We start from the raw sequence: 26,511 nt of genomic DNA, 5'->3' as shown, positions 1-26,511 counted from the left end.
TTCCCCCCCCCCCCACCCCCAGCCGCTACGGGCTGGTGCCCAGCTACGATCTGGTCAACGCGCGCATCGGCGTGCGGCTGGACAAAGGCCGGCTCGACCTTTCGGTCTGGGCCCGCAACCTCTTCGACAAGCGCTATTTCCAGACGCTCAGCGTCGCGAACACCGGGCTCGTCTCCGCGATCCTCGGCGATCCGCGCACGCTGGGCGCCACCCTCCGGACGAAATGGTGAGCCCATGGCGACGATCCCCGCCCATGACACCCGGTTCCGCGTCGCCTTCCCGCCGATCCCGGCCGACGATCCGCCGGCCTGGCGGCTGATCGGCTTCGCCTCGCTCGCGATCCCGATTGCGGGGGCGGGACTGCCGCTCGCGCTGTTCGTCCCCCAGCTCTACGCGACGCACTATGGCCTGTCGCTCGCCACCATCGGCCTGATCTTCTTCCTCGGCCGCTTCTGGGACGTCGCGGCAGACCCGATCGTCGGGCTGCTGAGCGACCGCACGCGCAGTCGCTTCGGACGGCGCAGGCCGTGGATCGCGGCGGGCGGACTGCTCTTCGGCCTCGGCTCCACACTGCTGTTCTTTCCACCCGACGTCGTCGCCCCGCTATACCTCGCTGCCGCCCTGTTCGTCTTCTACGCCGGCTGGACGATGATCGAAGTGCCGTTCTCCGCCTGGGCCGGGGAATTGTCCGGCGCCTATCACGGCCGCACCCGATCGGTGACCTTCCAGCAGACCGCGCAAGCCGCCGGCCTGCTGCTCGTGCTGATCCTGCCGACACTGCTCGAGCAGGTCCGGCCCACCGATATCGCGCTCAAGCTCCACGTCGTCGGCGGCTTCATCCTGCTGACGCTTGCCCCCGCGCTGGTGCTGAGCCTCACCGCCTTCCGCGAACCGCCGCGCACGGCCGCCGAGCCCAAGCCCGAAGGTCTCCTGCGCACCGCCAGCCTGATCCTGCGCGACCGGCTGCTGGTCCGCGTGCTCGCCTCGGACGTGGCAGTCACCGCCGGCCAGTCGATCCGCGCCGGGCTGATCACCTTCTTCGCGGTGAACTATATGGGCGAGCCCGGCTGGGCGAGCGGGCTGTACCTGTTCCAGTTCGTCTTCGGCATCTTCGCCGCGCCCCTCTGGCTGCAGATCGGCCGCCGCCTCGGCAAGCGCGAAACCGCGATTGCGGGCGAGCTGGTGCAGGTGGCGATCAACCTTGGACTTCTGTTCGTCGTTCCCGGCGCGATCGGGCTGCTGCTCGCGCTCACCATCGCGCAGGGGCTGGCACAGGGCTCGGGCAACCTCATGCTCCGCGCGATGGTCGCCGACGTCGCCGACCATCACGAGCTGGAGACCGGCCACAACCGCACCGGCCTGTTCTTCTCGGTATTCAGCCTCGCCACCAAGGCGGGGCCGGCGATCGGCATCGGCATCGCCCTGCCCTTCGTCGCCTGGATGGGGTTCAGCCCCAAGGGCGCCAACACGCCCGAGGCGCTGGAGACGCTGAAGCTCGTCTTCGCGCTCGGCCCCGCGCTCGCCCACATCCTCTCCGCCGCCCTGATCTGGCGCTTTCCGCTCGATGCGCAGCGCCATGCCTCGATCCGTCGCGCGCTCGATGCGCGCGCCGCCGGCCAACTTCCCCTGTGACCCTGAAGGAGAATGCACATGACGATCCAGACGCATGACTTCCCCAACGCCGCCCCCAACACTGCTGACGCCGACAGCGTGCTCGACGTACACCCCGTCGCCGGGCGGATCGGCGCCGAGATCCGCGGCGTGCGGCTCGGCGGCGATGTCGACAATGCCACCGTCGAGGCGATCCGCGCGGCGCTGTACCGCCACAAGGTGATCTTCTTCCGCAACCAGACGCATCTCGACGATGCCGCGCAGGAAGCGTTCGCCGAACGCCTCGGCGAACCGCTCGCCCACCCGACGGTCCCGGTGGCGCCGGGCTCGCGCTTTCTGCTGGAGCTCGACAGCAAGGAAGGCGAGGCCGCCTCGGCCTGGCATACCGACATCACCTTCCTGCCCGCCTATCCCGCCGCCTCGATCCTGCGCGCGATCACCATTCCGCCGGCGGGCGGCGACACGCTCTGGGCCAATGCGGTGACGGCGTACGAGACGCTGCCCGAACCGCTCAAGGCACTGGTGGAGACCCTCCGCGCTGTCCACACCAACGCCTTCGACTATGTCCAGCAACGCCCCGAGGCGACCAGCGAGCAGGTCCGCCGTCACCGCGAAGTGTTCGCCTCCACGGCGTACGAGACCGAGCATCCGGTGGTGCGCGTCCATCCGGTGACCGGCGAGAAGCTGCTGCTGCTCGGCAGCTTCGTGAAGAGCTTCGTCGGGTTCAGCCGCGAGGATTTCTCCCGGCTGTTCGGCATCCTGCAGGATCATGCGACCAAGCCCGAGAACACGGTGCGCTGGCGCTGGAGCCCGGGCGATGTGGCGATCTGGGACAACCGCGCCACCCAGCACCGCGCCATCGCGGACTTCGGCAAGCACGCCCGCCATCTGCGCCGGGCGACGATCGCCGGCGACGTGCCGCGCGGCGTCGACGGCAAGCCCAGCCGGGTGCTCAAGCCCGAGCCGGTCGCCGCAGTCGAAGCCGCCGCCGCCTGAACTTCCCGTGCCTGGGCCGCGCTCCCCTCGGGGAAGCGCGGCTCTCTTTTCCGGACAATCCCCAGATGCGCCTTCGCCTCACCGCCCTGCTACTGCTGCTGCTCCCCTCGCCGGCCGTGGTCGCACAGGACAAGCCCCACCCGGCCCCGCCCCCCAAGCGCCCCAACATCCTGATCATCGTCGCCGACGATCTCGGCTATTCGGACCTCGGCGCGTTCGGCGGCGAGATCCACACGCCCAATCTCGACGCGCTCGCCGAGCACGGCCTGCGCCTCACCGGCTTCCACGCCGCGCCGACCTGCTCGCCGACGCGCTCGATGCTGCTGTCGGGCACCGACAACCACCTCGCGGGGCTCGGCAACATGGCCGAACTGGTCGCGCCCAACCAGATCGGCAAGCCCGGCTATCAGGGCTATCTGCCCGACGACGTGGTGACGCTCGCCGAGCGGCTGCGCGATCTCGGCTATGCAACCGCGATGTCGGGCAAGTGGCATCTCGGCACGCGGCCGCAGGACGATCCCACCCGCCACGGCTTCGACCAGGCCTTCACCCTGCTCCAGGGCGGCGCCAACCATTTCGGCATCGATGCCACGGCGACCCCGCTGCCCGGCCAGGCGACCTATCGCGAGAACGGCGTCACCCTGCCCAACCTGCCCAAGGACTTCTATTCCTCCGACGCCTATGCCGCGAAGCTGATCGGGTTCCTCGGCAAGACGGACCCGGCCAAGCCCTTCTTCGCCTATCTCACCTTCACCGCGCCGCACTGGCCGCTTCAGGCACTGCCCGAGGATATCGCCAAATATCGCGGCCGCTACGATGCCGGGTTCGAGGTGCTCCAGGCCGAGCGGCTGAAGCGCCAGCAGGCGCTGGGGCTGGTGCCCGCGGGCGTGAAGCCGCATCCCTTCGTGCTCCCCGACGGGCGCGACTGGGCGCATCTCTCGCCCACCGAGAAGCGCGAACAGGCGCGGCTGATGGAAGTCTATGCCGCGATGGTCGACCGGCTTGACCAGAATGTCGGCAAGGTGATCGCGCACCTCAAGGCGACCGGCCAGTATGACAACACCATCATCCTGTTCCTCGCCGACAATGGCGCCGAAGGGATCGACCTCGCCACCACCAGGCTGCCCACCATGGCGGCACGGCTGAAGGCGGCGGACAATCGGCTCGACAATCTCGGCGCGGCAAGCTCCTACACCGCCTATGGTCCCGGCTGGGCGCAGGCGGCGACCACGCCCTCCTTCCTCTACAAGGGCTTCACCAGCGAGGGCGGCACCCGCGTCGCGGCGTTCCTCTCCTATCCCGGCTGGAAGCGGCAGGGCGGGATCAGCCATGCCTATGGCACGGTGATGGACGTGGTGCCGACGCTGGTCGAGGCGGCCGGCGGCCACTGGCGGGGCAGCAGCTATGGCGGCCGTACGGTGCAGCCGGTGCGCGGGAGCAGCTGGCTTCCCTATCTGCGTGGGCAGTCCAAGGCGGTGCATGGGCCGAAAGAGATCGTCGGCACCGAGTTGTTCGGCCGCCGCGCGATCCGGCAGGGCGATTGGAAGATCATCGATCTCGGCGACGGCTGGAAGCTCTACAATCTGGCCGAGGATCCCGGCGAGACCCGCGACCGCGCCGCCGACCAGCCCGCCCGGTTGAAGACGCTGGTCGCGGCCTGGGATGCCTATGCCAAGGGCGCGGGCGTGGTGATGCAGTCCACCCCGGCGACCTTCCCGTGAAGCCGATCGCGCTCCTCGCGCTCGCGCCGCTGGCCGGGCTGCCGCTGCTCTGGGCGACGCGCCCGGCAGCGGCACCTACCCCCGCCGGCCCGCCACGGGTGTGCGCGGGCAGCCATCTCGACCGGCCGGTGCGCATTCCCGCCAGCCGCTTCGTGATGGGCAGCAGCCGCTATTATCCCGAGGAAGGCCCGCCCACCGAAACCGAGGTGCCGGCGTTCGACATCGACGCACACGAGGTCACCAACCGCCAGTTCGCGACCTTCGTGGCTGCAACCGGCTATCGCACCGAAGCGGAGAAGCCCGGCGGCGGTGCCTTCGTGTTCGTACCGCCCAAGACCGCGATCGACGAACCCGATCCACGCCGCTGGTGGCGTTTCGTGCCCGGCGCAAACTGGCGGCATCCCGAGGGGCCGGGCAGCAGCATCGCCGGGCATGAGGAGGAGCCCGTGGTCGCCGTCACCTTCGTCGATGCCCAGGCCTATGCCCGCTGGGCGGGTCGTGCACTGCCGAGCGAGGAGCAGTTCGAGGCGGCCGCGCGTGTTGGCCTCACCGATCCGGACGCGGAGCCCAACCCCGACCAGGCGAACACCTGGCAGGGCAGCTTCCCCAACATGAACGCCAAGCGCGACGGCTATACGGGTCGTGCGCCTGCCGGCTGCTTCAAGCCGAACGGGGCTGGTGCCTATGACCTGATCGGCAATGTCTGGGAATGGACCGAGAGCTGGTATCTGCCCGGCCACGCGCCGTTCGCGGTCGGCGACGGATCGCCCGGCAACCCGAGCTTCGATCCGCGCCAGCCCGAGGCGAAGGCGCGCGTGATCAAGGGCGGCTCCTATCTCTGCGCGAACAACTATTGCGCCCGCTACCGCCCTGCCGCCCGCCACGCACAAGAGGAGACGCTCGCCGCCTCGCATCTGGGATTTCGGACGGTGAGCCGGTCCGCGTTCGATCTCGCGACCGACGCGAGCGGGCACGCCCGCCCCGCCCGTTCGCCGTCCTCGAGGGCGCAAGGCCCTGCCCTCTAATCGAATCGCTGATGGCGGGCCCGTCCGAGACCCCGCATGATGGTCGCGCGATCAGGGGAGTTTCGCGATGACATCGATAGGCTCGTCTCTCGCTGCGGGGGCTTCCGCCGGCCTTGGGCTGTCCCCGCCGAGCCCGCCCGACTGGGCCGCCGAGGTGATGCGCTGGGCCTCGCCCGACGGGTTGATCCTGCATGCGGCGCGCCCGGTACTAGCCGCGGGATTGCGCCACTCGGGCGCCGGAACCGGCACGCACTGGGGAGAGAGCCTCCAGCGCGTCCTCGAAGATCCCCGCGCCGTCGCATCGTTCCAGGCCGGCATGCGATAGGGCGTCTTCGAAGGCGGCAAGTCGCTCGTCGAAGAAGGGGCCTGAGGCCTTGCGAAAACCGCCTGTAATGTCGGCCTTGCCGGGTGGCTGGTGGAGGGCGTGCAGCGGCTCGGGGTATTGGGCGAGGTGCCGTCCTGGGCACCCGATGCCAGCCGCGTGACCGATCGGGGCGCAGCCATCGGCGGCGCCATCACCGGCTATATGCGCGAGGTCGCGCGGGATCCGGCGAAGCTCGGCAACGACGTGAAGGGCTGGATCGCCGCGAACTGGAACGGCCTGAAGGCCGATCATGCCGCCGCAGCCGCCAGGGGGCCTGCCGCCGAAGCCGAATGGTGGGGCAAGATCACCGGCCGCGCGACCTTCGAGGTTGCCGCCATGGTCGTCCCCATCGCCAAGTTCGCGACGGTCGCGAAGGCCGGCGAGGCGCTGGATCTGGCGGCGCGCGCAGGCACGATCGGCAAGGCCTTTGCCGAAGCGGCCAGGGCCGGCAGGCTCGACACGCTGTTCACCGCCGCTCGGCAGGCAGGCAAGACGGCAGATCTGGTCGCCGAAGCGCGTGCGGCCGGACGCCTGCCCGAGCTGGTTGCGGCCGCCCGCCAGGCCCCCGACGGCATCAATGCCCTCGCACGCGACGGCAAGCTCACGCTGCGCGACATAGCGGGGTTGCAGAAGAGCGGCGGGTTGAGCGGCGTGGAGGCGACGGCGGCACGCCGCGCGGTCGCGCGCGACAGCCTGCACGCCATGCTCCAGCACGCGCCTGCCGCCAAGGCGGAGGTGGACGCTCTGGCGGACCGGATCGCCGGCATGGTCGGCGGTCGCGTCGCCAAGGTGAAGACCATCGCCGCGGCGAGCGATCCGCTCGGCTACAGCGGCATCAACGCGACCATCGTGACCCGGAGCGGGCTTACTGCCGAAATCCAGGTCAACACCGCAAAGATGATCTTCGCCAAGGAAAGTGCCGCCAACGCCCGTGCGATCCTGGGCGACGCCACCTATCAGGCGATCGCCCGCGAAGCCGGCGTGCCGGGCGGACGCGGCCATCAGCTCTACGAACAATGGCGGGTCGTCGTGCAGCTTGCGGTAGCCATAGACCCTGCCGCTGTCGTTCCACGCCCGCCGGAGCAGCTCCGTCTGCCGAGCATCTTCCCGAGCCCGCTGGCTCAGCGGGCTCTTCTGCCACGCATAAAAGCCACTTGGCTGCACGGCGATCGGCATCGACGCGGCAACGATCTACACTTGATGACGCGAACACTCGCCGCCTCTGATCGACTGCGAACGGAGCAAGCTAGACACCAGTAAGGAAAAACTCCTTGGCGCGCATCGTCCGAACGGACATCACATGATGCAGCAGGGCCGACGTCTCCGCATCCGAGCGATCGAGGATTGCGTTCAGTTTAGCAAGGGTGCGCTTTTGGCCCTGCGTCAAAGCTTGGCGATCGGCCTTCAATTGCATCGACGACGTCCGAGCCACATAGGAGAGAAACTTCCCCAGAAGCCCAACCAGAGCATCGGATAGGGGCCAATAAGAACGATCTTTTGTATCTTTCCTTCAACTGGAACAGCCGATTCTTCAAAAGGCACTGAATTGCGCAGGATACGCGTGATGCGCTCGATTTCCTGTTGTTTCCGGCGTATCAGATGCCCGACGCGCGCCATGACGACCTCACGGGCATAGACATCTTGGATGACTTGGTCGTGTGCAGACATGGCTTCAGCTCCTACTTCCATTCCTCGATAGCCATCGCCGGCGCGGAATCGGCGAGAATTAGGTGGGAATAGAGTAGCTTGCGCACGGCTTCGGCAATCCCTCCAGGCAGAGGGATTGCTGAGCGTAACTTTACCATGTGCTTAGGCTACGCAGTCAGCGGCAACACGATCATGAGCGTCGTGTGACAACCGAAAACGTGCGGAAATCTCATTTCATATGATTGAAGCTGATTTTCCCATCACGGGCAGCGGCGAGCACCAATTGGCTCCGCGTTTTCACCTGGTATCGGTGGCGAGCTTCCTCGATATATTCATGGATCGTATTTTGGCTGAGGCCGAGAATCGTCCCGATTTCCCAATCTGTTTTCCCCTCGGCAATTAACTCGAGGCATTGGATTTGCCGAGGGCTGAGAGACACCGAGGGTATCGTCGCCTCTATCCCCCCGACCAGCTCACGCCCTCTCTGAAAGGCTACTCCGGCGACGAGCTGTGCGGTCATCATTTCCACATTCGAAAACGGTCTGTCCCTTTTTCGAGCGACGGTGAAAAATGCCCCACGTTCGCCGGGTATCCGAAACGGGATTGTAAAACCAGAAACCAGACCATGATCACGTCCTCGCGTCAGAACCGATAGCTGCCGACGGGTCGGAGCGATGACATCGGCAATACGTTCCCAACACAACCCAAAGGCGCTACGTGCGCTCGCAATGTGGACGGGATCATGCATGTACAATCGGTCGCTGATCACCTCGTCCACCCATGATGCCGGGTAGTTTGTCATCATTAGTTGCTCAGGCCGCTGCTTCTGCAAATGACCATCATGCACGAGCGCGAACCAACGGAACCCAAATTCACGGATCGCGGCGTCGATCACCGACGACAGCTGCGCCGTCGTAACGACCTTAGCACAGGCCTTTCGGACTTCGTCGAAATCGTTCAGTCTGGCATGATCTAGACGACGACCCACGTGTCACCTTTCTCCTGAACTCGCCGGACAAGATTACCAAATTTATCCAATCTCAGCCATGCGTTCGTATCCGATCAAGAGGGCGGATCGCCTTGGCCATATGGTATTCAACCCCCTCTCCGCTCAATCCAGTCCGCGCAGCGATTTCTTTGTGGCTGAGTCCATCAAGGCGACGTGCCAGAAATACCGCTCGTGTTTTGGGATTGAAACGGCTCAAGGCCTTCTGCATTCGGTCGATCTGGTCGCGAGCCTCAAGCTGCGCCACCGGGTCGTCGCCTGCAATTGGAACGTCGTCGACTGAAACATGACGGGCGAGCGAGCGCCGGACGGCTATTCTGGCACGATCTCGCAACAAATTGACCGCAATCCGCATGAGATAGGCTGCAGGATTCTCCACCTTGGTAGGGCATTTGGCCTGGGCAGTTGCAAAACGAAGAAAGCTTTCATTGACGAGGTCACCGAGGTCCTGCCGCTCAGCCCGACGCGCAAAGAAGCGCAGCAGTCCGGGAGCGTGAGATCGATAGATTTCGGCGAGGGCTGCATCCCCCATTTCACTATCGGCGACACTGGCCCGTTCAAGGCATTGAATGTTCCCAATCATAAATTACCCCCTCTTCAGTCACGCGGTTTCCGGCCAAGCATGCCCAGCCGGGAATAGAGGAGGTTGATGGTTGATTGAGCAATCCCTCTATATAGGGGGATCGGGCGACGCGAACCGGGCCTACTCGATCGACTTCTCAAAAGCCCAACTCGATCATGCAGCCCTCTGTCTCCGAGATTTTTAACCTGTGCGCCAAATCATCATTCGATTATTGCGCCTGAAAGACCCCCTTTCGTTCGATTTGGCCTCTTTTCCCCGTCCTCATGGCTGAAAGTAGGAGGTCATGCGGCGCCTGAGCCGAGCGTGAGCAATAGGAAGCCATCCCCAGGCACCGGTTCCATGAGCCAGTTGGGACCGTTGTGTATCGGACGCAGGAGAGGCCCCTCTTCTCTACCCGGGGCGCGAGCCTTCAATTTCCAATTGCCCGCCCGCCAACTTCCAAATATCATGCCATGAAATTCCAATCGTCCAGATATTGGATTTGCATGTACGAACGGTTCGTTGAGCGTCGGGCAGAAGAGGCCCTTTCGGACACCCCGGTAGTCCTGATCGTAGGGCCACGTCGGGCGGGCAAGACCACGCTCGTACGCAAGATGGGGGAACCCAAGCCTTTCCGTACTCAAGCTTATTGATGTTGCGTTCATTGGTCTCGATGAGGTCGCAGAGGATACGGAGCGCCTTGCGGCCATCCTACCTGATATTGCCACGCTGGACGTTTCAACGCGCAAGGAGATGCTGAAAACGATCCTCGGTGCCATGCTCGATGGCCTCGCCGTCGGAACCGAGGCGCTTGATCTGACCGTCCTCGACACCGTCGCCCAGAAATCCCGTAATCTCCTGCGCACACCTTGGTCCATCGACGCGAAGGAGACGCCCAGAAGCCGCACGACACTGTTCCTGCAAGCTCCAGGCAAAGACCGCGTTGGGCTCCGGGAAGAACAGACGATTGTTCGCGCAGGACATAATTCCCGTATCGGCCGCCTCATCAATCGCAAGAGCGTCCTAGGAAACAAGCTCGGCAAAGATGACTACCTGACCGTCTTGACGGGCTTGATGGAACTGTTGGCCCGCGAGGGTCTGGTATCCCGCGTCGACATAGAGGCGGATTTGCAAGGTTGGCGTTTATCGCCGTCAGCCGTTCGGATCATACCCGGCGAAGCCACCCGCGCCGCGCACGCCGTGACGAAGGAGATTCAGGACAGAATCTATCGTGCGAGACGCACGCTCGACGATGTGCGATCGCTCCGCGAGAGCGCGAAGAATGAAAAACCTGCTCCTTCCGGAGCTGCGGCTTTGGATGCCATTCGCGCGCAGTTGGATGCCGGGCGCACGCGGGCGCGTGTCGCCATCAGGACGCTGGAGGAGCGGTATCAAGGCGTCATGGCTGCCTGGCTACCCGAGGGAATCACCAGCGCAATCAAGCTGGATGGCCACGGCCTGAAAGTCGATGCTGAGTTCGCAGGACGAGGCGAGGTCGTTAGCACGCCGGGTGCTGATCGTTACGCCGTTGCGGGCCCTGTCGGCGCAGACCGAGCGGTCCTTCAGGAAGACCTTCGCCCCCCTCGGCTTCAGCGTCTCATCGCTTTACGGCGCCAGCGGCCTTTCGGCCGGTGACGAAGACGCCCTGCGCACCCGCGAGATCATCATCGCGACGCCCGAAAAACTCGACTTTGCGCTGAGAAGCGACCCTTCCTTGATCGACGATGTCGGCCTGATTGTCCTGGACGAAGGCCACATGATCGGCCCTAGCGAGCGTGAAATCCGCTACGAGACGCTGGTGCAGCGCCTGCTTCGGCGCGCCGATGCGGCCGACCGTCGGATCATCTGTCTCTCCGCCATCTTGCCGAGCGGCGACGAACTGGACGATCTCACCGCCTGGATTCGCTCCGACGAACCGGGTGAGCCTGTGCGTTCCGATTGGCGTCCGACGCGGCAGCGGTTCGGCGCGCTCACTTGGCGGGGCAAGGACGCGCGGCTACGATTCGACCTCGACGACGACGGTCCGTTCCTCGACAAATTCGTTGTTGAGAAGGCCGCACTGGGAAAAGAGAAGAATCCCTATCCCCGCAAAAACTCGCACCTGGCCCTGTTCGCGGCGTGGGAATTCGCGAGCCAGGGCAAGCGGACCCTGATCTTTTCCACGCAGGCGAATTGGGTCGAAAGCTACGGCAAACAGGTCGTGAACCTCTGCAAACGCGGCTATCTGGGCAGCCTGTTGGATGACGAGGCTTCGATCGCCCGCGCCCTGGAGGTTGGGAAGGAGTGGCTTGGCGAAGACCATCCCGCCGTCGCCTGCCTGAAACAGGGCGTCGCCATCCACCACGGTCGGCTGCCGAGCCCGTTTTTGCGGGAGTTGGAAGCTCTCCTGTCCGACGGCGTGCTGAAGGTCATTGTTGCATCGCCGACGCTCTCGCAGGGCCTCAATCTCAACGCCGCCGTGCTCTTGGTGCCTGCGTTGTATCGTGCCGGCGAGAAGATCAAAGGCGAAGAGTTTGCGAACGTTGCCGGCCGAGCCGGACGCGCCTTCGTCGACGTCGAGGGACTCATTGTCCACGTCATGTTCGACAATATTAACTGGCGAAAAAAGAATGGGGCAAGCTGGTTGCCTCCGCCAAAGCTCGTACGCTGAAAAGTGGCCTCATCCAGATCGTCGCCGAGATTCTTGAGCGGTTGTCCCGCGAAGGCGTTCTGGACCGCGACGATGCCTGGGAATATCTCGCCAATGCACGCGAAGCTTGGAGGTCGCCGGAGGAGGAAGCATCTGTGGCCGAGCGATTGGCTGCTGCAAGGCAGAACGATGGCGATGTTGCTCATGACGACGACGGAGAAGATGATGACGACGATGCGGAAGAGACCATCGAAGAGGAGCCTCTGTCGCAGATAGTCGAACGTCTAGACGCGACTGTGTTTGGTCTCATTGAAGCGCTCGATTCTGATCGGGCCGATTTACCGAAGCTTTTGGACGAGGCCCTCAGAGGATCGCTTTGGGCTCGTCAGATCGCCCGCGAGGACGAAGACGTAGCCCCTCTGCACAAGCGAGTAATCGAGGCGCGAGCTGATCTGATATGGAAGACGACCACCGCGTCGGCCCGGCGTGGTCATTTCGCGATGGGTGTTGGACTAGAAGCAGGCCTTGCAATTGATGCCATGGCTGACGTGTTGGCCGAACTCCTCGACCGCGCAGACGTAGCCGCACTGAGCGGCGATATTAATGAACTAGTCGAGACCCTTGGCGGCCTTGGAGAGCGGCTTTTGTTCATGCGGCCGTTCATCCCCAGCAAGAGCAATGCGCTGCCTGCGAATTGGAAGGCCATCCTGCGCAGTTGGGTGTCAGGCGAGGATGTGGCCAAGATCGGGCCTCAGAACATGCGGGCGGTCGAAGAGGCCTTCACCTACCGTTTGGTTTGGGCGCTGGAGGCTGTCCGCACACGCCGCATGTCTCTCGGGTGGTCGCCAGACACGGTGGCGGGCGGTGCCGCGGCGGCGGTCGAAACCGGCGTCCCGCAATTCATGATGTCGATGCTAATCCGGGCGGGTCTTCCATCCCGCCGCGCTTCCATGGCGGCGATCGAGGATGCCAAGCCTGTCTTTGTTACGCCCGCCGAGATGCGGGCCTGGCTCGAATCCGACGAGATCACAGCTTATACCGACGCCGGCGACTGGCCCACACCCGACACCGCCGCGCTATGGGCGCGCTTCCGCACCGAAGCCCTCAGCGGCGGCATTCAGAAGTGGTCGGTCGAACACTATAAGCGCCTGCTCGAGATCGCGGCCGCCCCGCCCGCCGGCCTCTACAGGATCGTCACCGATGAAGGTGACGGACGGACCTGGCTGGCGACACCCGACTACCAACGGGTCGCCGCGTTCAAGAAGCCGGCCGTTGATCCCAAGCCTAGCCTCTTTTCTGGTCGGTTGCCCGGCAATACAAGGCTCGTGGACGCCCTGCGCGTCGGCCGTGGGAAACTGCGCTGGTCACACGCCGATGCGTAACGTGGAGCAGCAGCATGCTCGATATTTGGGTCGATGATCGGAATGCGCGGCCATCACCTTAACCGATCGCCAGTCGCTGCACGACTGCCGGGGAGAGATGCTGTCGCCGTGCTCTGCAGGCTTATCCGATTTGCGCGCTGGAATACGACGCAGTTCTACGCCCATCGATTCTAGCTTCCATACCGAGTCATCTATCGCCTTCAATCCTCTCAGTAAGCGGCTGAAGGAATTTGGCATGAGGCAGCAAGTCGAGCCCACCATGAAGCGCACCATCCGGCGGCATCAACTCCGGGAAATGGTCCCTCTCGCCGACACCACGATCTATGACATGGAACAGCGCGGCGAATTTCCCCAGCGCTTCTATCTCACGTCCCGCTGCGTGGTCTGGGATCTAACCGAGGTCGAAGCCTGGTTGGAAGAACGGCGACGTGCGTCGCGCGCCAAGGCGGTGAAGCGTGCGCCCATTCCGGACGTGCAGCTCCGCAAGACCCGCCCCATCAAACATCCGGCTCGGGCGTAAGCAGGTCCATCGTCGGCGGATAGAGGGTCGGCGTGTATTTTTGGCCGGTAACCCAGGCGTCCACCAGGTTGGACCATTCCTGCATCATATGCCGGCGTTGATGCTCGTATTCCGCCTTGTTGTAGATGCCCCGTGAGGATCGCCCGTCCTCATGCGCCAGACACTTCTCGATCCAGTCGCTGTTGAAGCCCAACTCGTTCAGCAGGGTCGAGCCGGTGCGCCGGAGATCGTGAACCGTAAAGGACTCCAGCGGCAGCCCTTCCTTCTTGGCCCGCTCCACCACCGCCGTCGTGATCCGGTTGAACGTCGCCCGCGACATGGGCGCGTCGGCGTCATAGCGCGACGGCAGGACGTATTTGGAATTGCCGGCGCAGGTCTTGAGAGCGATGAAGATGTCGAGCATCTGCTGAGACAGATAGACGTTGTGTGCTTTCGAGCGCTTCATCCGCTCCTTGGGAATCGACCAGACGGCGTTCTCGAAATCGACCTCATCCCAAACCGCGTCCTGCAATTCGCTCTTTCGTACCATCGACAGCAGGATCAGCTTTATCCCGAGCCGGATCGTCGGCAGCGTCGCCACATGCTCTATCTGGCTGAGCATGATGCGGATCTCCGCCGGAGACAGGGATCGGTCCTTCGGCACGAAGGTCGCGATCGACGCCGGGCCAACTTCGTCGGCCGGGTTAGCGACCTTCTCGCCATGCAGAATGGCGAAGGCGAAGACCAGCTTCACGATGTCCCTGACGTGGACCGCCGTTGCCGGAGCTCCACGCTCCTTCACCTTCGCACACAGCCCGCGCAGATCCTCCGGCAGGATCTCCGGCAGGATCTCCGGCAGCAGCCGGTTGCGAAACGCCGGAAGAATGTCGCGCTCGAAGATTGATCGACGCATGGCGCGCGTGCTGTCCGCCATTCGCGCTTCCTGAAGCCAGCGCTCACCGAACTGGCCAAAGCTCTTCGCCTCCTGGAGGCGACGCTTCTCGCGCTGCTTTTCCTGCGCCGGCGAGCGGCCCTCCGAAATGGCGCGTCGAGCATCGACCACCTTCTCACGCGCCCGAGCCAGGGAGAGCCCAGCGGGACCGTAGCGCCCCAGCGTCAACGTCTCCCGGCGGCCGTTCAGTCGGTAGTCCAGGCGGAAGACGATCGCGCCCGAGGGCTGGACCACGACATACATACCGTCACGGTCCACGATCTTGTATAGTTTATCCCTAGGTTTCAGTGCCTTGATGGCGGCGTCGGTCAACATTTACACCCTCCAGATCAACCAAAAAATGCTGGAGAGCGCCCAATTATACCGTCAGCCCGAAAACGACCATTCCGATTGTATATTTTCCATGATTTTACAGCATGTTAGATCAAAAAATATACCGTCAGAAGCTCTCTTGCTTCTGACGGTATATGTGATTTTGAGTTGAGACAAGATCCGCCATACCGTCAGCCACACCGTCATTTCGGAGGCTAACCCCGCGATAGATGGCGAAACGCGCCGGGAGATTTCTATAGCTATTTCAATAATTTATTTAGTATTGTGGCGTGTTTTCGGATACGTTCGGAGGGGCAAAAAATTATTCCCACTCGATCGTGCCGGGCGGCTTGCTGGTATAGTCGTAGGTCACCCGGTTCACGCCGCGGACCTCGTTGACGATACGGGTCGATACGCGCGCCAGGAAGCCGGCGGGGAACTCGAAGGCTTCGGCGGTCATGCCGTCGATCGAGGTCACCGCGCGCAGTGCCAGCACGCTGTCATAGGTGCGGCCGTCGCCCATCACGCCGACGCTGCGCACCGGGGTCAGCACCGCGAAGGCCTGCCAGATCGTGTCGTAGAGCCCGGCGTTGCGGATCTCCTCGAGATAGATCGCATCGGCCTTGCGCAGGATGTCGCAGCGTTCCTTGGTGACTTCGCCCGGAATGCGGATCGCCAGGCCCGGCCCAGGGAACGGATGCCGGCCGACGAACACGTCGGGCAGCCCCAGCTCGCGGCCGAGCGCGCGGACCTCGTCCTTGAACAGCTCGCGCAAGGGTTCGACCAGCTGCATGTTCATCCGCGCGGGCAGGCCGCCGACATTGTGGTGGCTCTTGATCGTCACCGACGGGCCGCCGGTGAAGCTGACGCTTTCGATCACGTCCGGATAGAGCGTGCCCTGCGCCAGGAAATCGGCGCCGCCGATCTTCTTCGCCTCGGCCTCGAACACGTCGATGAAGGTCTTGCCGATGAACTTGCGCTTGGCCTCCGGGTCGGTGACGCCGGCAAGGCCGCCGAGGAACAGTTCCTCCGCGTCCACATGGACGAGCGGGATATGGTAATGTTCGCGGAACATCGTGACGACCTGATCGGCCTCGCCGGCGCGCATCAGGCCGTGATCCACGAACACACAGGTCAGCTGGTCGCCGATCGCCTCGTGGATCAGCACCGCCGCCACCGCGGAATCGACGCCGCCCGACAGGCCGCAGATCACCTTGCCGTCGCCCACCTGCGCGCGGATCTCGGCGATCTTGGCGGCGCGAAACTCGGCCATCGTCCAGTCGCCCGACAGGCCGCACACATGGCGGACGAAGTTCGCCAGCAGCTTGGCGCCGTCGGGCGTGTGGACCACTTCCGGGTGGAACTGCATCGCGTAATAGCGGCGCTCGTCATTAGCGATCACCGCATAGGGCGAGCCGGGGCTGGTCGCGACGGGGCGGAAACCGGGAGCGAGCCGGACGACCTTGTCGCCATGGCTCATCCACACCTGGTGGCTTTCGCGCGCCTGCCACAGCCCGTCGAACAGCACGCAGCTGTCCTGAATCTCGATGAAGGCGCGGCCGAACTCTCCGCTGTTGCCCAGCACGACCTCGCCGCCGAGCTGGTGCATCATCACCTGCTGGCCATAGCAGATGCCGAGCACCGGCAGGCCGCTGTCGAAGATCTCTTGCGGTACCCGCGGGGAACCCTCCTCCAGCACCGATGCGGGCGAGCCGGACAGGATGATGCCCTTGGGCTTCATCCGGGCAAAGGCCTCGGCGGCGGTGGTGAAGGGCGCGATCTCGGAATAGACCCCGGCTTCGCGAACGCGGCGCGCGATCAGCTGGGTCACCTGGCTGCCGAAATCGACGATCAGGATGGAGTCGGTGTGCTGGAGCGTCATGGCTGGCCGATAGGGAGCGATCGCCGGGCTGTCAAAGGGGGCGCGCGCGATCAGACGCCAAGCGGCGCTGCCGCGATCGGATGGCGGATGCAGGCGAGCGTACCCACCAGCACGGTAAGCCCCGCCACCAGCAGCGGAATCGCGAGACCATAACGGTTGACCAGTACCGCGCCGAGGAACGCGCCGAGCAGGATCGCCGTCACTGCTGCCAGGCGCCGGCCGATATTCGGGTTTCGCCCGCCGGCGAGGTGCGAATCGGCGGCGATGCCGGTCAGCGTCAGCGTCAGCACGGTGGTGGTCAGGTCCGGCACCTTGAGCTGGCGGATCGTCGCGTTGCGAAAGCCCATCGCGATCGCGGTCAGCGCGATGATCGCGAACACGCAGGTCTCCGGCAGGATGCCCATCGTGCCCGCCCAAGCGGCGATCCCGGCGGCGACGGCGAACAGCACCGCTTCGGTCACCGCGGCGAGCACCAGCCATCGGCGCAGCGGCTGCCCGGCGAGGTGCGTCCCCACCCGCCCCGCGACCAGCGCGCCGACGAGGAAGGCGGCGAGCGCGACCAGATAGGGCGCGATGGTGAAGCCCGGCGTCCCCGCCGCCGCGAAGCCGAGGAACACGATGTTCCCGGTCATGTTCGCGGTGAACACCTTGCCGAGCCCGAGCACGCTCACCGCGTCGACAAGGCCCGTGGTGACGGACAGCAGCAGGAGCAGCGGCGGGAGCGGGGAAGCGGCGGTCTTGGGGTCGGCCATGGCGGGGATCCTCAGAATCGGAAATTGCTTTCGAGGCCGATCATCCGGATCGGGCGGGGCGCGCCGGTCTCGCGCAGGAAGCGGCCGGCCTCGAAGAAGGAGAGCGAGGCGGAAAGCTCGAGCTCGGCGGTCGCCTGCCAGGCGATCGCGCCTTCGATCTGCTTGCCGATGAAGCGGGCGCGGCTGGTGCCGGGGGCGCGGAGCAGGTTGCCGGGAATGTCGTACACGCCGTCGGCCGCGCTGTACCGCCAATAGGCGCTGCCGGCGATGCTGGCGGAGACGCCGCGCGCAAACGTGCCGGCGATGCGCGGGTTGAGGTTGATCAGATTGTAGGGACCGATGGGCGACAGCTCGCCGAAATACTTGCCCTTGGGGAACAGCGCGTTGAACGTGCCGAGCCGGCGGTCCCCGGCATGGCCGTCGCCGCTGATCACGTTGAAGCGCAGCACCGCGTCGGGCGCGAAGGGCAGGTTCGGCAGCGTGCGGCCGAGCTCGGTGCCGAGCGTCCAGGCGGCGATCGGCCCGTCGGCGAAGCGGCCGAACTGGGCCACGCCCTCCACATTCCAGTGCCAGCCATCGCGCGATCCGTAAACGCGCGCGCCGAGGCTGTGCCGCAGCTCGCGACCGGTGCCCCCGCCGAACTGGGCGGTGCGATTGCGGTAGCCGAGATAATGGAGGTCGATCCCCGGCAACACCGCATAGATGCCCCAGAGCTTCTTGGTGGGCGAGGTGCGATCGTCGAACGTCCCCAGCCGCGGCGCGGCCGGCGCAACGGCGAGCAGGCTGATCTTGGCCCGGCCCACCGCCACGATCCCGCGCACGCCGTCGAAGGCGAGCGGCACGTTGGGGCCGTAGCGCGTGCCGATCAGCCGCTCGGTGCCGAGCGACAGCATCTGCCGGCCGCCGCGCAGGGTCACCGCGCCGAGATCGACTTGGGCGAAGCCCTGCAGCAGATCGGTGCGGGTCTGGTCGATCGGGCCGCGCGCTGGCCGCACCCCGGCGGCATAGGCGAGGATCGGCTGCGCGAAGGCGCGAACGCGGCCGACATGGAGGTCGGCATAAGGCAGCGTGCGGGTCCAGAGATAGGCGTCATCCGGCGAGGCCGCATTGCCGAGCGCGTCGTTGGCGAAGGATTCGCTGCGCAGCCGGACTTCGATGCCGGTGGAAAGCCAGGCATTGCCGCCGAGCGGGATATATTTGAACGGGCCGGTCCAATGGTGGGCGCGCTTTTCGGCATCGGCGAGATCGGACCAGTCCTCGTCATAGCGGGTAATGCTGAGCGTCGGCGCCTGCCAGGCTTCCGGGGCCGGGGGGACCGGCGGCGACGTGGAACCGGCGACCTGTCCCGCCAGCACCATCACCGCCGCCGCGAGGCTAGCCACGCCGCTTCGCCTGCTCCGCTACCAGCGCCGCGAGGACGAAGCCGCCGATCAGGCCGAGATGCTCGAAAAAGGCGTTGCTCGCGCCGAACCGCGCGGGGCCCGGCGGCAGCGTCCAGAAGGCGTTGGCGGTGAACGCGGCGAGCAGGGTGAACACCCCCAGCATCCCCGCCCCCAGCCAGACCCAGCGGCCGATGAGGATCAGCAGCGGCCCGATCAGCTCCACCGCGATGGTCAGCGCCGCCCAGAGCGCCTGCGGGTGCATGCCGAAATGCGCCTGCTCGGCCACCGCGCCCGGCCAGTCGGTGAGCTTCACCAGCCCACCGAGCAGATAGGCGCCGACCAGCAGCAGCCGGGCGAGGAACCAGGTAGGCCGCCAGTCGAGAATGGCGTCGACGAAGCGGGGATCCACCCTGCCCATGGTCACTTGGCCGCGGCGCTATGGATCTCGGCGATATAGCCGCCGGGGAAGCGCACGATCGCCGCCCGCCCACCGGCCGCCGCAATGGGCTGCACCAGCGTCTCGACGCCGGCGGCCTTGGCCTTGACCAGCGTCGCGTCAAGGTCCGGCACGGCATAACCGGTCATGTCGCGGCCATAGGGCCAGGGCAGCAGGCCGTCGGTGACGAACACCACCATCTTGCCATAGCCGCTGGTGATCGAAATGCGGCGGATCGTCTTGCTGGGTTCGCCCACCTCCACGCCCGGCGCGGCGCGATCATCGGCGATGACGCGGCCATGCGCATAGCCCACCCAGCTCTTCACGAAGCGATCGGCGACGTCGGCGGTCAGGTAGATGCGGTTCTCCGGCACCGTCGCCAGCGGCGCGTAGCTCGGCTTCGTCGTGTGCCAGTAGAGCTGCATGTTCACCCCGCCCGGCCACTGGATCAGCGAATCCCGCCCGATCGGATCGGGGAAGGTGACCAGCCGGCGCACCGCGCCGTGCTTCACCGCCGAGGCCACCGCCGCATCGAGGTCGGTCACCAGATAGCCGGTGCGCTCGTCGCCGAACGGGAAAGGGATCGGCGTCTTGAACCCGAACACCGAAACGGTGCCCGCCGGCGTCAGCACCAGCTGCGACTTGGTGAGGCTGGTAGTGGGCGTCACCTGGAACACGCCCTGCTTGCTGGTCGTGCCCCCGAAGGTGGCCTGGAAGCTGGTGACGAAACTGTCGAACTGGTCCTCGGGCACATAGACGTGCGTGGTGCCGTATTGTGGGCCTACCGCATACTCCGCGGGCGCCTGCTGTGCGACCGCGGGCATCGCGACGACGAGGGCGGAGGCGAGGAGGAAGGAAAAGCGCATGGCCGGCTCCTGAAAATGAAAAGCGTTCACACCGCCCAGCAGCCGCAGCCGAGCGCGCCCCAGAAGCTCTGGACGTCGCCGGCCGGCACGGTCGCGCCGAGGGCGGCGGCATGGTCATGGCCGTGGACCGCGCAGCTGCTGTGGCAGGCGCAGGCCGAGGCAAGCTGGGCGCGCGCCTCGGGCGACTGGTGGTATCCGCCGAAGGTCGCGACCGGCGACCAGTCGGGCATCGGCCGGGGCAGCGTGGGCGCGAGCGGGGCATAGTCGCCGTCGCCGTGGACCACCGCGCCGCCCAGCAGCGTCAGCACCGAACGGATGTGGACGATCTGGTCCTCGGGCACCGCGAAATAATCGGCCGAGAGCACCGCCAGGTCGGCAAGCTGGCCGGCCTTGATCTGTCCCTTCTTGCCGACCTCGTTCGAGAACCAGGTGTTCTCGTGCGTCCACATGGCGAGCGCCTTTTCGCGGGCAACGCGGTTGGCGCCCGGATAGAGCTTCAGCCCGCCGACGGTGCGGCCGGTGACCAGCCAGCTGAGCGACACCCAGGGATTGTAGCTCGCCACCCGCGTCGCATCGGTGCCCGCGCCCACCGGCAGGCCGGCGGCGAGCATCTTGGCGATCGGCGGGGTGCGTTCGGCCGCCTTGGCGCCGTAGCGCTCGACGAAATACTCGCCCTGATAGGCCATGCGGTGCTGCACGGCGATGCCGCCGCCGAGGGCCGCGATACGATCGATGTTGCGATCGCTGATCGTCTCGGCATGGTCGAAGAACCAGTGGATACCGGTCAGCGGGATGTCGCGGTGCACCTTCTCGTACACGTCGAGCGCGCGGCCGATCGTCTCGTCATAGGTCGCGTGAAGGCGCCACGGCCAGCGATGCTCGGCGAGGAGGCGGATCACCGGCTCGAGATCGCCTTCCATGGTCGGCGGCATGTCCGGCCGGGCGACGCGGAAGTCCTCGAAATCGGCGGCGGAATAGACCAGCATCTCGCCCGCGCCATTGTGGCGATAGCTGTCGTCGCCCTGCCCCGGCGTCACCTGCTTCACCCAGCCGGCGAAATCGGCCAGCTCTTCCTTGGGCTTCTGGGTGAACAGATTGTAGCTGATCCGCACGGTCAGCTGGCCGTCGGCATGGAGCTTCTCGATGATCGCGTAATCGTCGGGATAGTTCTGGAAGCCGCCCCCTGCGTCGATCACGCCGGTGACGCCCAGTCCGTTCACTTCGCGCATGAAGTGGCGGGTGGAATTGAGCTGATACTCCTCGGGCAGCTTCGGGCCCTTGGCGAGCGTGGAATAGAGGATCGTCGCGTTGGGATGCGCCAGCAGCAGCCCGGTGGGATTGCCGGCGGCATCGCGGACGATCTCGCCGCCCGGCGGGTTGGGCGTGTCCCTGGTGTAGCCCACCACCCGCAGTGCCGCGGCATTGAGCAGCGCGCGATCATAGAGGTGGAGGATGAACACCGGCGTGTCGGGCGCAACCGCGTTGAGCTCGTCGATCGTCGGCAGCCGCTTCTCGGCGAACTGGTGCTCGGTAAAGCCGCCGACCACGCGCACCCATTGCGGCGCGGGGGTGTTGTCGACCTGGCGCTTCAGCATCGCCATCGCGTCGGCGAGGCTCGGCACGCCGTCCCAGCGCAGCTCCATATTGTAGTTCAGGCCGCCGCGGATGATGTGCATGTGGCTGTCGATCAGCCCGGGGATCACCCGGCGGCGATGCGCGTCGATCACCTGCGCGTTCGGCGCGGCGGCGGCGCGGACCTCCGCCTCGCTGCCCACCGCGAGGAACTTGCCGTCGCGGATCGCGATCGCCTCCGCCACCGGGTTCTCCCGGTCGAGCGTCGTCACCTGGGCGTTGACGAGGATCAGGTCGGCCATGGGGTTTCCTTCGGTTGGGGGGCTGTCTTCAAGCCCTTCCCCTTCAGGGGAGGGGTTGGGGTGGGGCTGTGTCTCACAGAGAACAACAGGCGTTCTGGAATCCCTCCACCCCAACCCCTCCTCCAAGGAGGAGGGGCTAAATGCGTGTCGTCACGCCTTCTCTTCCGGCTTCTTAACCGGACGCCCCAGCACCTGCTCGGCGCAGTCGGTGCGGAGGTACGCCACCACGTCGTGGCCGGCGAAGAGCCGCTTCGCCACCGGCACCGCCTGCTCGCCGAGCAGCATGCCGAGCAGGCCGATCAACGCGATCGTGGGCGGTGCCGGCGAGCGGACGCCGAGGAGGCTGTAGAGGATGCCGACCAGCAGGCCGACGGCGAGCGAGATCAGATAGGGCTTCATCGCGTTTCCTCCCCGGCGCGCCCGATCAGCCGCGCACGAAGGCGAGCAGGTCGGGGTTGATCACGTCGGCGTTGACGGTGAGCATGCCGTGCGAGAAGCCCGGATAGATCTTCAGCGTCGGGTTCGGCAGCAGCTTGGCCTGCAGCTCGGCACCCTGGTGGTACGGGACGACCTGGTCGTCGTCGCCGGTCAGCACCAGCGTCGGCACCGTCATCGCCTTGAGGTCGGCGGTCTGGTCGGTTTCGGAGAAGGCCTTGATGCCGTCATAATGGGCCTTGGCGCTGCCCATCATGCCCTGGCGATACCAATTGTCGATCACGCCCGGATACACCTTCGCACCGTCACGATTGAACCCGTAAAAGGGACCAGCGGGAACATCGCGGAAGAACTGCGCGCGGTTCTCTGCAACGCCCTTGCGGAAGCCGTCGAACACCTCGAGCGGCAGGCCGTTCGGATAGGCCTCGGTCTTCGCCATGATCGGCGGCACCGCCGCAACCAGCACCGCCTTGGCGACGCGGCCCTGCGGGATGCCGTGCTTGGCGACATAGCGCGCCACTTCGCCGCCGCCGGTCGAATGGCCGATATGCACGGCGTTTCGCAGGTCGAGATGCTCGGCGACCGCGGCCGCGTCCGCAGCATAGTGATCCATGTCGTGGCCGTCGCTCACCTGCTGCGAGCGGCCATGGCCGCGGCGATCATGCGCGACGACACGGTAGCCATGCTGGAGGAAGAACAGCAGCTGCGCGTCCCAGTCGTCCGACGAGAGCGGCCAGCCATGGTGGAAGACGATCGGCTGGGCGTCCTTGGGGCCCCAGTCCTTGAAGAAGATCGAGACGCCGTCCTTGGTGGTCACGGTGGAGGTCATGGGGGTATTCCTTTTCGTTGGGGGCAGGAAACTGGGTTTGGCGTTCAATGGCCTTCGGAAGCGCCGAACATCGTCTTGGCGTAGGTGACGCCGAGGCCGTAGGCGCCGCCCCATTGCTTCGCGATGCCGGTGGTCGACTCGTAGGTCTCGGCGCGCGCCCAATCGCGCTGCAGCTCGAGCAGATACTGGAGCGCGGTCATCGGCACGGCGCCCAGCTGGACCATCCGCTCGACCGCGCGCGCATGCGCCTCGGTGGAGACGTCGCCGCACGCGTCGGTGATCACATAAGCCTCGAAGCCCTGGTCGATCGCCGAGGCTACGGGGCCGACGATGCACACGCTGGTCCAAAGCCCGGCGAACACGATGCGCGGCTTGCCGATGCGATTCACTTCCTCGATCACGGCCGCATCTTCCCAGGTGTTCATCGAGGTGCGGTCGAGCAGCGTCTGGCCGGGAAAGGCGTCGGTGACTTCGCTGAACATCGGGCCCGAGAAGCTCTTCTCGGCGACGGTGGTGAGGATCGTCGGCACGTCGAAGGACTTGGCGGCGCGGCTGATCAAGGCGGCATTGTTGCGCAGGATGGTCGCGTCGATCGACTTGGTGGCGAACGCCATCTGCGACTGGAAATCGATCAGGACAAGCGCATGGTTGGTCGGCGAAATCAGCGACTTGCCCGGCGTGGCGGTGGCGGTGGGGGTCATGGTGCGGCTCCTTGTTCTGCCGGGGTCCGGCGTCGATGGGTGCAGAATAGCCGGCACGCATTTTCCGAAAACTCGGACAAACTTACTCGTACCGTTCCATTCTTTCGAACAGTTGGCAGCCCGCTTTTGCCGCACGCACGCGGCCGCGAACCGTCGTCGACCGCCCTAGAAGCCGGCGGGCGGATCGGTATTGGACAGGTTTGATGCGATCGGCGGCGGGCGGCGCCGATCGGGCGCTAGAGTTCGATCAGCCCGCGCTTGGCGGCGATGGTCACCGCATGGGTGCGATCGTTCGCGCCCAGCTTGGCGAAGAGCGCCTTCATATGGCCCTTCACCGTCTCTTCGGAGAGTTCCAGCCTGGCGGCGATCTGCTTGTTGGAATTGCCCCAGGCGGCGAGCGTCAGCACCGAGACTTCGCGCTCGGTAAGATCCTCGTCCAGCACGTGCAGCGCGATCGCGGTGGCGACGCTGGCGTCGAGATGCTTGCCGCCATGGTGGACCGAGCGGATCGCCTCGAGCAGCTGGTTGCGCAGGCTGGCCTTCAGCAGATAGCCCATTGCGCCTGCCCGCAGCGCCTTGATCGCGCGCCCGTCCCCCGCATAGGTGGTCAGCACGATGATCCGCGCATGGGGCGAGGTCGCCCGGATCGCGGCGATCGCATCGAGGCCGGACATGTCGGCCATCTGCAGGTCCATCAGCACCAGGTCAGGCTGGAGCCGGGCATATTCCGCGATCGCCTCGCCGCCGCCACTCGCCTCGCCGACGATCTCCATGTCGCTCTGGGTGGAGACGACGGCGCGCACGCCTTCGCGCAGCAGCACATGGTCGTCGACCAGCAGGATGCGGATCGGCGCGGTGCCGCGCACGCCGGCGCGTCCGCTGGAGGTTCTGGTCAACATGGTACGCGCTTCATCCCCGGAAACGCCGCGACCCTAGCAGGTTCGTCGCGCCGGCGCACCTGGCGGTCACGTCCACCCCGCCAGCACCGCTGCGAGCGCCGTCGCCGTACGCGCACCGTCGCCGTTGCGGATGTCGAAGGTCCAGGTCATCGGGGCGACGGATTCCAGGCCAAGCTGCGCGTCGATCGCGGCAAGGGCCCCGCGCATCATCGCGGTCGCGCTGGGTTCGACCAGCGCCGCCGGCAGGTCCAGCTCCGACCAGCCGAGCAGGCATCCGGCAGCCGCCGCCCCGATGCGAAGCGCCGCCTGCATCGCCAGCCCGGTGAGCGTGCCGAACGCCGCCGGCTGCGCGGCAAGCGAGGTGCCCATGCCGATCAGCATCAGCGTGCCGGCGCGGATCGGCTCCGGCGGGCGGGTGAGCATCAGCGTCTCGCCGAAGCCGCCGGTGAAGATGCCGCCCTCGCGCAGGCGTGACAATGTGCCGTGCAGCACATGGTCCAGCGCGTCGGCGCCGCCGCGATGGCCGGCCGCGACATCCTTTTCCAGCATGCCGACGATCAGCAGGTCGTCCGCGGTACGAACGACATCGATCTCCGCAACCAGAAAGGTCACCCCGCGCCACTCCCCGATCGGACGCGCTCCCGATGTTTCGTCGCGCAAGGGTGCGTCAGCCCGCCTGCTGCCATGCCCGTCGCCAGGCGAGCGGCGTGGTGCCCACCAGCCGGCGGAACAGCCGCGTGAGATGCGCCTGGTCGCTCATCCCGCAGGCGCAGGCGATCTGCGACAGGGTATCCGTGGTGTCGCGCATCAGCTGCTGCGCGCGGCGGATGCGCTGGCGCATGACATAGCCGTGCGGCGTCTCGCCGGTGCTCGCCTTGAACGCGCGACAGAAATGGCCGGTGCTGAGCTGGGCGACCTCGGCCAGGGTGGAGGTGAAGATCGGCCCCTGCAGATGCGCCTCGACATGGGCGCGCACCCGGCGGAGCTGCCAGCCGGCCAGGCCGCCCTTCGTCACCGGCGCCGGGTTGCGCCAGCCATAGGTCGGGCCCGCGTCCAGGGCACCGGCGAGGAGCGATGCCAGGTCGGCCGTGGCGACCGGCCGGGCGGCACCGCCTGCGTCGATCAACATATGATGGTACATGAGTCCGTCCCCGCATTTTGGCGGGTGGAGTGTCGCGCGGCGCAGGGCCCGGCGGAATCGAACCTCCGCAGCGTGCGGCAGGCCTTTGATTGGGGGCGGCTATACCAAGGTCTAGCTGGCGGCCCCGCCGGTGCCGAAGGGCAGGATCGTCTCCAGCGTGGCGAGCGGCGGCGCGCCCGGCACCACGGCGCCGTGGCGGAGCAAGAAGACATGGCGGACGATCTCCGCCTGCTGTTCGATGCCGTAGCGCGACAGCGTCCAGCCGGGCTTGATGCTGTAATGGTAGCGGCAGAAGGGGTGGCGCCGCAGGACCAGGTTCACGCCCTGCTGATGCTGCCAGACATGCACCATCTCATGGACGAAGTGCGCCTGCAGGCCGAGCCCGGCGAGCGCGAAACATGCCTGATAGGCGTCGCCGGCGGGATGGAAGTGCAGATGCCCGCGCGGCGCCATCGTCACGTTGCGGGGCTGGAAGGGAAACCATTTCCGGCGAAAGATGCGCACCGGATCGAGGTCGATCGCGGCGCCGAACATGCTCTGCGTCAGCCTGCGCTCGGCGGGCGTGAGAGGGCGGCCCGTCCGCGGATCCGTGCCGGACATGGCCGCCC

Annotated in this window: 26 protein-coding genes and 1 pseudogene; 9 read left to right on the top strand and 18 right to left on the bottom strand. The window is 65.9% G+C overall.

Annotated features, from left to right (window positions below; all coding sequences use genetic code 11):
* The 5 genes from KK7_RS0116625 to KK7_RS0116605 form a co-directional block, all read left to right on the top strand.
* The coding region (locus tag KK7_RS0116625; protein WP_010545775.1) for a TonB-dependent receptor at positions 1-230 on the top strand (230 nt) is incomplete at its 5' end.
* Between the two features lie 4 nt (positions 231-234).
* On the top strand, positions 235-1,632 hold the full coding sequence (locus KK7_RS0116620; RefSeq protein ID WP_010545774.1) for an MFS transporter: 1,398 nt from the start codon (positions 235-237) through the stop codon (positions 1,630-1,632).
* Positions 1,633-1,650: 18 nt separating this feature from the next.
* A complete protein-coding gene (locus KK7_RS0116615; protein ID WP_010545773.1) occupies positions 1,651-2,607 on the top strand; it encodes a TauD/TfdA dioxygenase family protein in 957 nt (318 codons plus the stop codon).
* Positions 2,608-2,672: 65 nt separating this feature from the next.
* Complete coding sequence (locus KK7_RS0116610) at positions 2,673-4,328, top strand: arylsulfatase (protein ID WP_010545772.1); 1,656 nt, start codon at positions 2,673-2,675, stop codon at positions 4,326-4,328.
* Positions 4,325-5,353, top strand: coding sequence for a formylglycine-generating enzyme family protein (locus KK7_RS0116605; protein WP_010545771.1), 1,029 nt, complete (start codon positions 4,325-4,327; stop codon positions 5,351-5,353). Before KK7_RS0116610 ends, KK7_RS0116605 begins: the two co-directional genes overlap by 4 nt.
* Before the next feature lie 1,387 nt (positions 5,354-6,740).
* Here the strand turns inward: KK7_RS0116605 and KK7_RS23810 are convergent.
* From KK7_RS23810 to KK7_RS22040, 4 genes and pseudogenes are all read right to left on the bottom strand, one after another.
* A pseudogene (locus KK7_RS23810) lies at positions 6,741-6,887 on the bottom strand (IS3 family transposase); the annotation flags it as partial.
* Between the two features lie 234 nt (positions 6,888-7,121).
* Positions 7,122-7,385, bottom strand: coding sequence for a hypothetical protein (locus tag KK7_RS22050; RefSeq protein WP_138983987.1), 264 nt, complete (start codon positions 7,383-7,385; stop codon positions 7,122-7,124).
* Positions 7,386-7,593: 208 nt separating this feature from the next.
* Positions 7,594-8,352, bottom strand: coding sequence for a helix-turn-helix transcriptional regulator (locus KK7_RS22045; protein ID WP_029623369.1), 759 nt, complete (start codon positions 8,350-8,352; stop codon positions 7,594-7,596).
* Between the two features lie 52 nt (positions 8,353-8,404).
* On the bottom strand, positions 8,405-8,953 hold the full coding sequence (locus KK7_RS22040; protein ID WP_100207618.1) for an RNA polymerase sigma factor: 549 nt from the start codon (positions 8,951-8,953) through the stop codon (positions 8,405-8,407).
* A gap of 732 nt (positions 8,954-9,685) precedes the next feature.
* On the opposite strand from KK7_RS22040, the gene KK7_RS23490 reads away from it, so the two are divergent.
* The 4 genes from KK7_RS23490 (at position 9,686) to KK7_RS0116555 (ending at position 13,463) form a co-directional block, all read left to right on the top strand.
* A complete protein-coding gene (locus KK7_RS23490) occupies positions 9,686-10,567 on the top strand; it encodes a hypothetical protein (protein ID WP_010545766.1) in 882 nt (293 codons plus the stop codon).
* Positions 10,449-11,582, top strand: coding sequence for a DEAD/DEAH box helicase (locus KK7_RS23485; protein WP_237709241.1), 1,134 nt, complete (start codon positions 10,449-10,451; stop codon positions 11,580-11,582). Before KK7_RS23490 ends, KK7_RS23485 begins: the two co-directional genes overlap by 119 nt.
* A 41-nt stretch (positions 11,583-11,623) precedes the next feature.
* Positions 11,624-12,943 carry a hypothetical protein gene (locus tag KK7_RS23480; RefSeq protein ID WP_237709239.1) on the top strand — a complete coding sequence of 440 codons (1,320 nt, stop codon included), beginning with the start codon at positions 11,624-11,626 and terminating at the stop codon, positions 12,941-12,943.
* 259 nt (positions 12,944-13,202) lie between these two features.
* Positions 13,203-13,463 (top strand): helix-turn-helix transcriptional regulator, encoded by a 261-nt coding sequence (locus tag KK7_RS0116555; RefSeq protein WP_010545765.1) that lies wholly within the window; start codon positions 13,203-13,205, stop codon positions 13,461-13,463.
* On the opposite strand, the gene KK7_RS0116550 is transcribed toward KK7_RS0116555, so the two are convergent.
* The 14 genes from KK7_RS0116550 to KK7_RS0116485 all read right to left on the bottom strand — a co-directional run bounded on the left by KK7_RS0116550 (position 13,441) and on the right by KK7_RS0116485 (position 26,503).
* On the bottom strand, positions 13,441-14,709 hold the full coding sequence (locus tag KK7_RS0116550; RefSeq protein ID WP_010545764.1) for a tyrosine-type recombinase/integrase: 1,269 nt from the start codon (positions 14,707-14,709) through the stop codon (positions 13,441-13,443). The two genes, KK7_RS0116555 and KK7_RS0116550, sit on opposite strands and share 23 nt — an antisense overlap.
* A gap of 319 nt (positions 14,710-15,028) precedes the next feature.
* Positions 15,029-16,588 carry a glutamine-hydrolyzing GMP synthase gene (gene guaA / locus KK7_RS0116545; RefSeq protein ID WP_010545763.1) on the bottom strand — a complete coding sequence of 520 codons (1,560 nt, stop codon included), beginning with the start codon at positions 16,586-16,588 and terminating at the stop codon, positions 15,029-15,031.
* Positions 16,589-16,638: 50 nt separating this feature from the next.
* The gene (locus tag KK7_RS0116540) at positions 16,639-17,340 is read right to left on the bottom strand and encodes a YoaK family protein (protein ID WP_010545762.1); all 702 of its coding nucleotides are present in this window, start codon (positions 17,338-17,340) and stop codon (positions 16,639-16,641) included.
* Between the two features lie 11 nt (positions 17,341-17,351).
* Positions 17,352-18,698, bottom strand: coding sequence for an alginate export family protein (locus KK7_RS0116535; protein WP_040598938.1), 1,347 nt, complete (start codon positions 18,696-18,698; stop codon positions 17,352-17,354).
* A gap of 16 nt (positions 18,699-18,714) precedes the next feature.
* The gene (locus KK7_RS0116530; RefSeq protein ID WP_029623364.1) at positions 18,715-19,140 is read right to left on the bottom strand and encodes a DoxX family protein; all 426 of its coding nucleotides are present in this window, start codon (positions 19,138-19,140) and stop codon (positions 18,715-18,717) included.
* A gap of 2 nt (positions 19,141-19,142) precedes the next feature.
* Complete coding sequence (locus KK7_RS0116525) at positions 19,143-20,024, bottom strand: hypothetical protein (RefSeq protein ID WP_010545759.1); 882 nt, start codon at positions 20,022-20,024, stop codon at positions 19,143-19,145.
* Positions 20,025-20,050: 26 nt separating this feature from the next.
* The gene (locus KK7_RS0116520) at positions 20,051-21,898 is read right to left on the bottom strand and encodes an amidohydrolase (protein WP_010545758.1); all 1,848 of its coding nucleotides are present in this window, start codon (positions 21,896-21,898) and stop codon (positions 20,051-20,053) included.
* Positions 21,899-22,048: 150 nt separating this feature from the next.
* Positions 22,049-22,297, bottom strand: a complete 249-nt coding sequence (locus tag KK7_RS0116515) for a DUF1427 family protein (protein WP_010545757.1) — start codon at positions 22,295-22,297, stop codon at positions 22,049-22,051.
* A 25-nt stretch (positions 22,298-22,322) separates the two neighbouring features.
* Entirely contained in the window at positions 22,323-23,162 is an 840-nt protein-coding gene (locus KK7_RS0116510; protein WP_010545756.1) for an alpha/beta fold hydrolase, read from the bottom strand.
* Positions 23,163-23,206: 44 nt separating this feature from the next.
* The gene (locus KK7_RS0116505; protein WP_010545755.1) at positions 23,207-23,863 is read right to left on the bottom strand and encodes a hydrolase; all 657 of its coding nucleotides are present in this window, start codon (positions 23,861-23,863) and stop codon (positions 23,207-23,209) included.
* Between the two features lie 236 nt (positions 23,864-24,099).
* Entirely contained in the window at positions 24,100-24,762 is a 663-nt protein-coding gene (locus KK7_RS0116500; protein WP_051121382.1) for a response regulator, read from the bottom strand.
* 66 nt (positions 24,763-24,828) lie between these two features.
* Positions 24,829-25,374 carry a M17 family peptidase N-terminal domain-containing protein gene (locus KK7_RS0116495; protein WP_010545753.1) on the bottom strand — a complete coding sequence of 182 codons (546 nt, stop codon included), beginning with the start codon at positions 25,372-25,374 and terminating at the stop codon, positions 24,829-24,831.
* A 55-nt stretch (positions 25,375-25,429) separates the two neighbouring features.
* Positions 25,430-25,891 (bottom strand): helix-turn-helix domain-containing protein, encoded by a 462-nt coding sequence (locus KK7_RS21015; RefSeq protein WP_237709238.1) that lies wholly within the window; start codon positions 25,889-25,891, stop codon positions 25,430-25,432.
* Positions 25,892-26,014: 123 nt separating this feature from the next.
* Positions 26,015-26,503 carry a hypothetical protein gene (locus tag KK7_RS0116485; protein WP_010545751.1) on the bottom strand — a complete coding sequence of 163 codons (489 nt, stop codon included), beginning with the start codon at positions 26,501-26,503 and terminating at the stop codon, positions 26,015-26,017.
* Positions 26,504-26,511: the final 8 nt, after the last annotated feature.

Source organism: Sphingomonas elodea ATCC 31461, from assembly GCF_000226955.1.
GTDB classification, from domain to species: domain Bacteria; phylum Pseudomonadota; class Alphaproteobacteria; order Sphingomonadales; family Sphingomonadaceae; genus Sphingomonas; species Sphingomonas elodea.
Note: the sequence above shows the minus strand (reverse complement) of the source record. Positions and strands in the feature narration are given on the sequence as shown.

What these genes read in the sequence shown, in the direction of transcription:
- KK7_RS0116620 (WP_010545774.1), top strand. Translation starts at nt 235, where the DNA reads ATGGCGACGATCCCCGCCCATGACACCCGGTTCCGCGTCGCCTTCCCG.
- KK7_RS0116615 (WP_010545773.1), top strand. Translation starts at nt 1,651, where the DNA reads ATGACGATCCAGACGCATGACTTCCCCAACGCCGCCCCCAACACTGCT.
- KK7_RS0116610 (WP_010545772.1), top strand. Translation starts at nt 2,673, where the DNA reads ATGCGCCTTCGCCTCACCGCCCTGCTACTGCTGCTGCTCCCCTCGCCG.
- KK7_RS22050 (WP_138983987.1), bottom strand. Translation starts at nt 7,385, where the DNA reads ATGTCTGCACACGACCAAGTCATCCAAGATGTCTATGCCCGTGAGGTC.
- KK7_RS22040 (WP_100207618.1), bottom strand. Translation starts at nt 8,953, where the DNA reads ATGATTGGGAACATTCAATGCCTTGAACGGGCCAGTGTCGCCGATAGT.
- KK7_RS23490 (WP_010545766.1), top strand. Translation starts at nt 9,686, where the DNA reads ATGCTGAAAACGATCCTCGGTGCCATGCTCGATGGCCTCGCCGTCGGA.
- KK7_RS0116555 (WP_010545765.1), top strand. Translation starts at nt 13,203, where the DNA reads ATGAAGCGCACCATCCGGCGGCATCAACTCCGGGAAATGGTCCCTCTC.
- KK7_RS0116550 (WP_010545764.1), bottom strand. Translation starts at nt 14,709, where the DNA reads ATGTTGACCGACGCCGCCATCAAGGCACTGAAACCTAGGGATAAACTA.
- guaA (WP_010545763.1), bottom strand. Translation starts at nt 16,588, where the DNA reads ATGACGCTCCAGCACACCGACTCCATCCTGATCGTCGATTTCGGCAGC.
- KK7_RS0116540 (WP_010545762.1), bottom strand. Translation starts at nt 17,340, where the DNA reads ATGGCCGACCCCAAGACCGCCGCTTCCCCGCTCCCGCCGCTGCTCCTG.
- KK7_RS0116535 (WP_040598938.1), bottom strand. Translation starts at nt 18,698, where the DNA reads ATGGTGCTGGCGGGACAGGTCGCCGGTTCCACGTCGCCGCCGGTCCCC.
- KK7_RS0116530 (WP_029623364.1), bottom strand. Translation starts at nt 19,140, where the DNA reads ATGGGCAGGGTGGATCCCCGCTTCGTCGACGCCATTCTCGACTGGCGG.
- KK7_RS0116525 (WP_010545759.1), bottom strand. Translation starts at nt 20,024, where the DNA reads ATGCGCTTTTCCTTCCTCCTCGCCTCCGCCCTCGTCGTCGCGATGCCC.
- KK7_RS0116520 (WP_010545758.1), bottom strand. Translation starts at nt 21,898, where the DNA reads ATGGCCGACCTGATCCTCGTCAACGCCCAGGTGACGACGCTCGACCGG.
- KK7_RS0116515 (WP_010545757.1), bottom strand. Translation starts at nt 22,297, where the DNA reads ATGAAGCCCTATCTGATCTCGCTCGCCGTCGGCCTGCTGGTCGGCATC.
- KK7_RS0116510 (WP_010545756.1), bottom strand. Translation starts at nt 23,162, where the DNA reads ATGACCTCCACCGTGACCACCAAGGACGGCGTCTCGATCTTCTTCAAG.
- KK7_RS0116505 (WP_010545755.1), bottom strand. Translation starts at nt 23,863, where the DNA reads ATGACCCCCACCGCCACCGCCACGCCGGGCAAGTCGCTGATTTCGCCG.
- KK7_RS0116500 (WP_051121382.1), bottom strand. Translation starts at nt 24,762, where the DNA reads ATGTTGACCAGAACCTCCAGCGGACGCGCCGGCGTGCGCGGCACCGCG.
- KK7_RS21015 (WP_237709238.1), bottom strand. Translation starts at nt 25,891, where the DNA reads ATGTTGATCGACGCAGGCGGTGCCGCCCGGCCGGTCGCCACGGCCGAC.
- KK7_RS0116485 (WP_010545751.1), bottom strand. Translation starts at nt 26,503, where the DNA reads ATGTCCGGCACGGATCCGCGGACGGGCCGCCCTCTCACGCCCGCCGAG.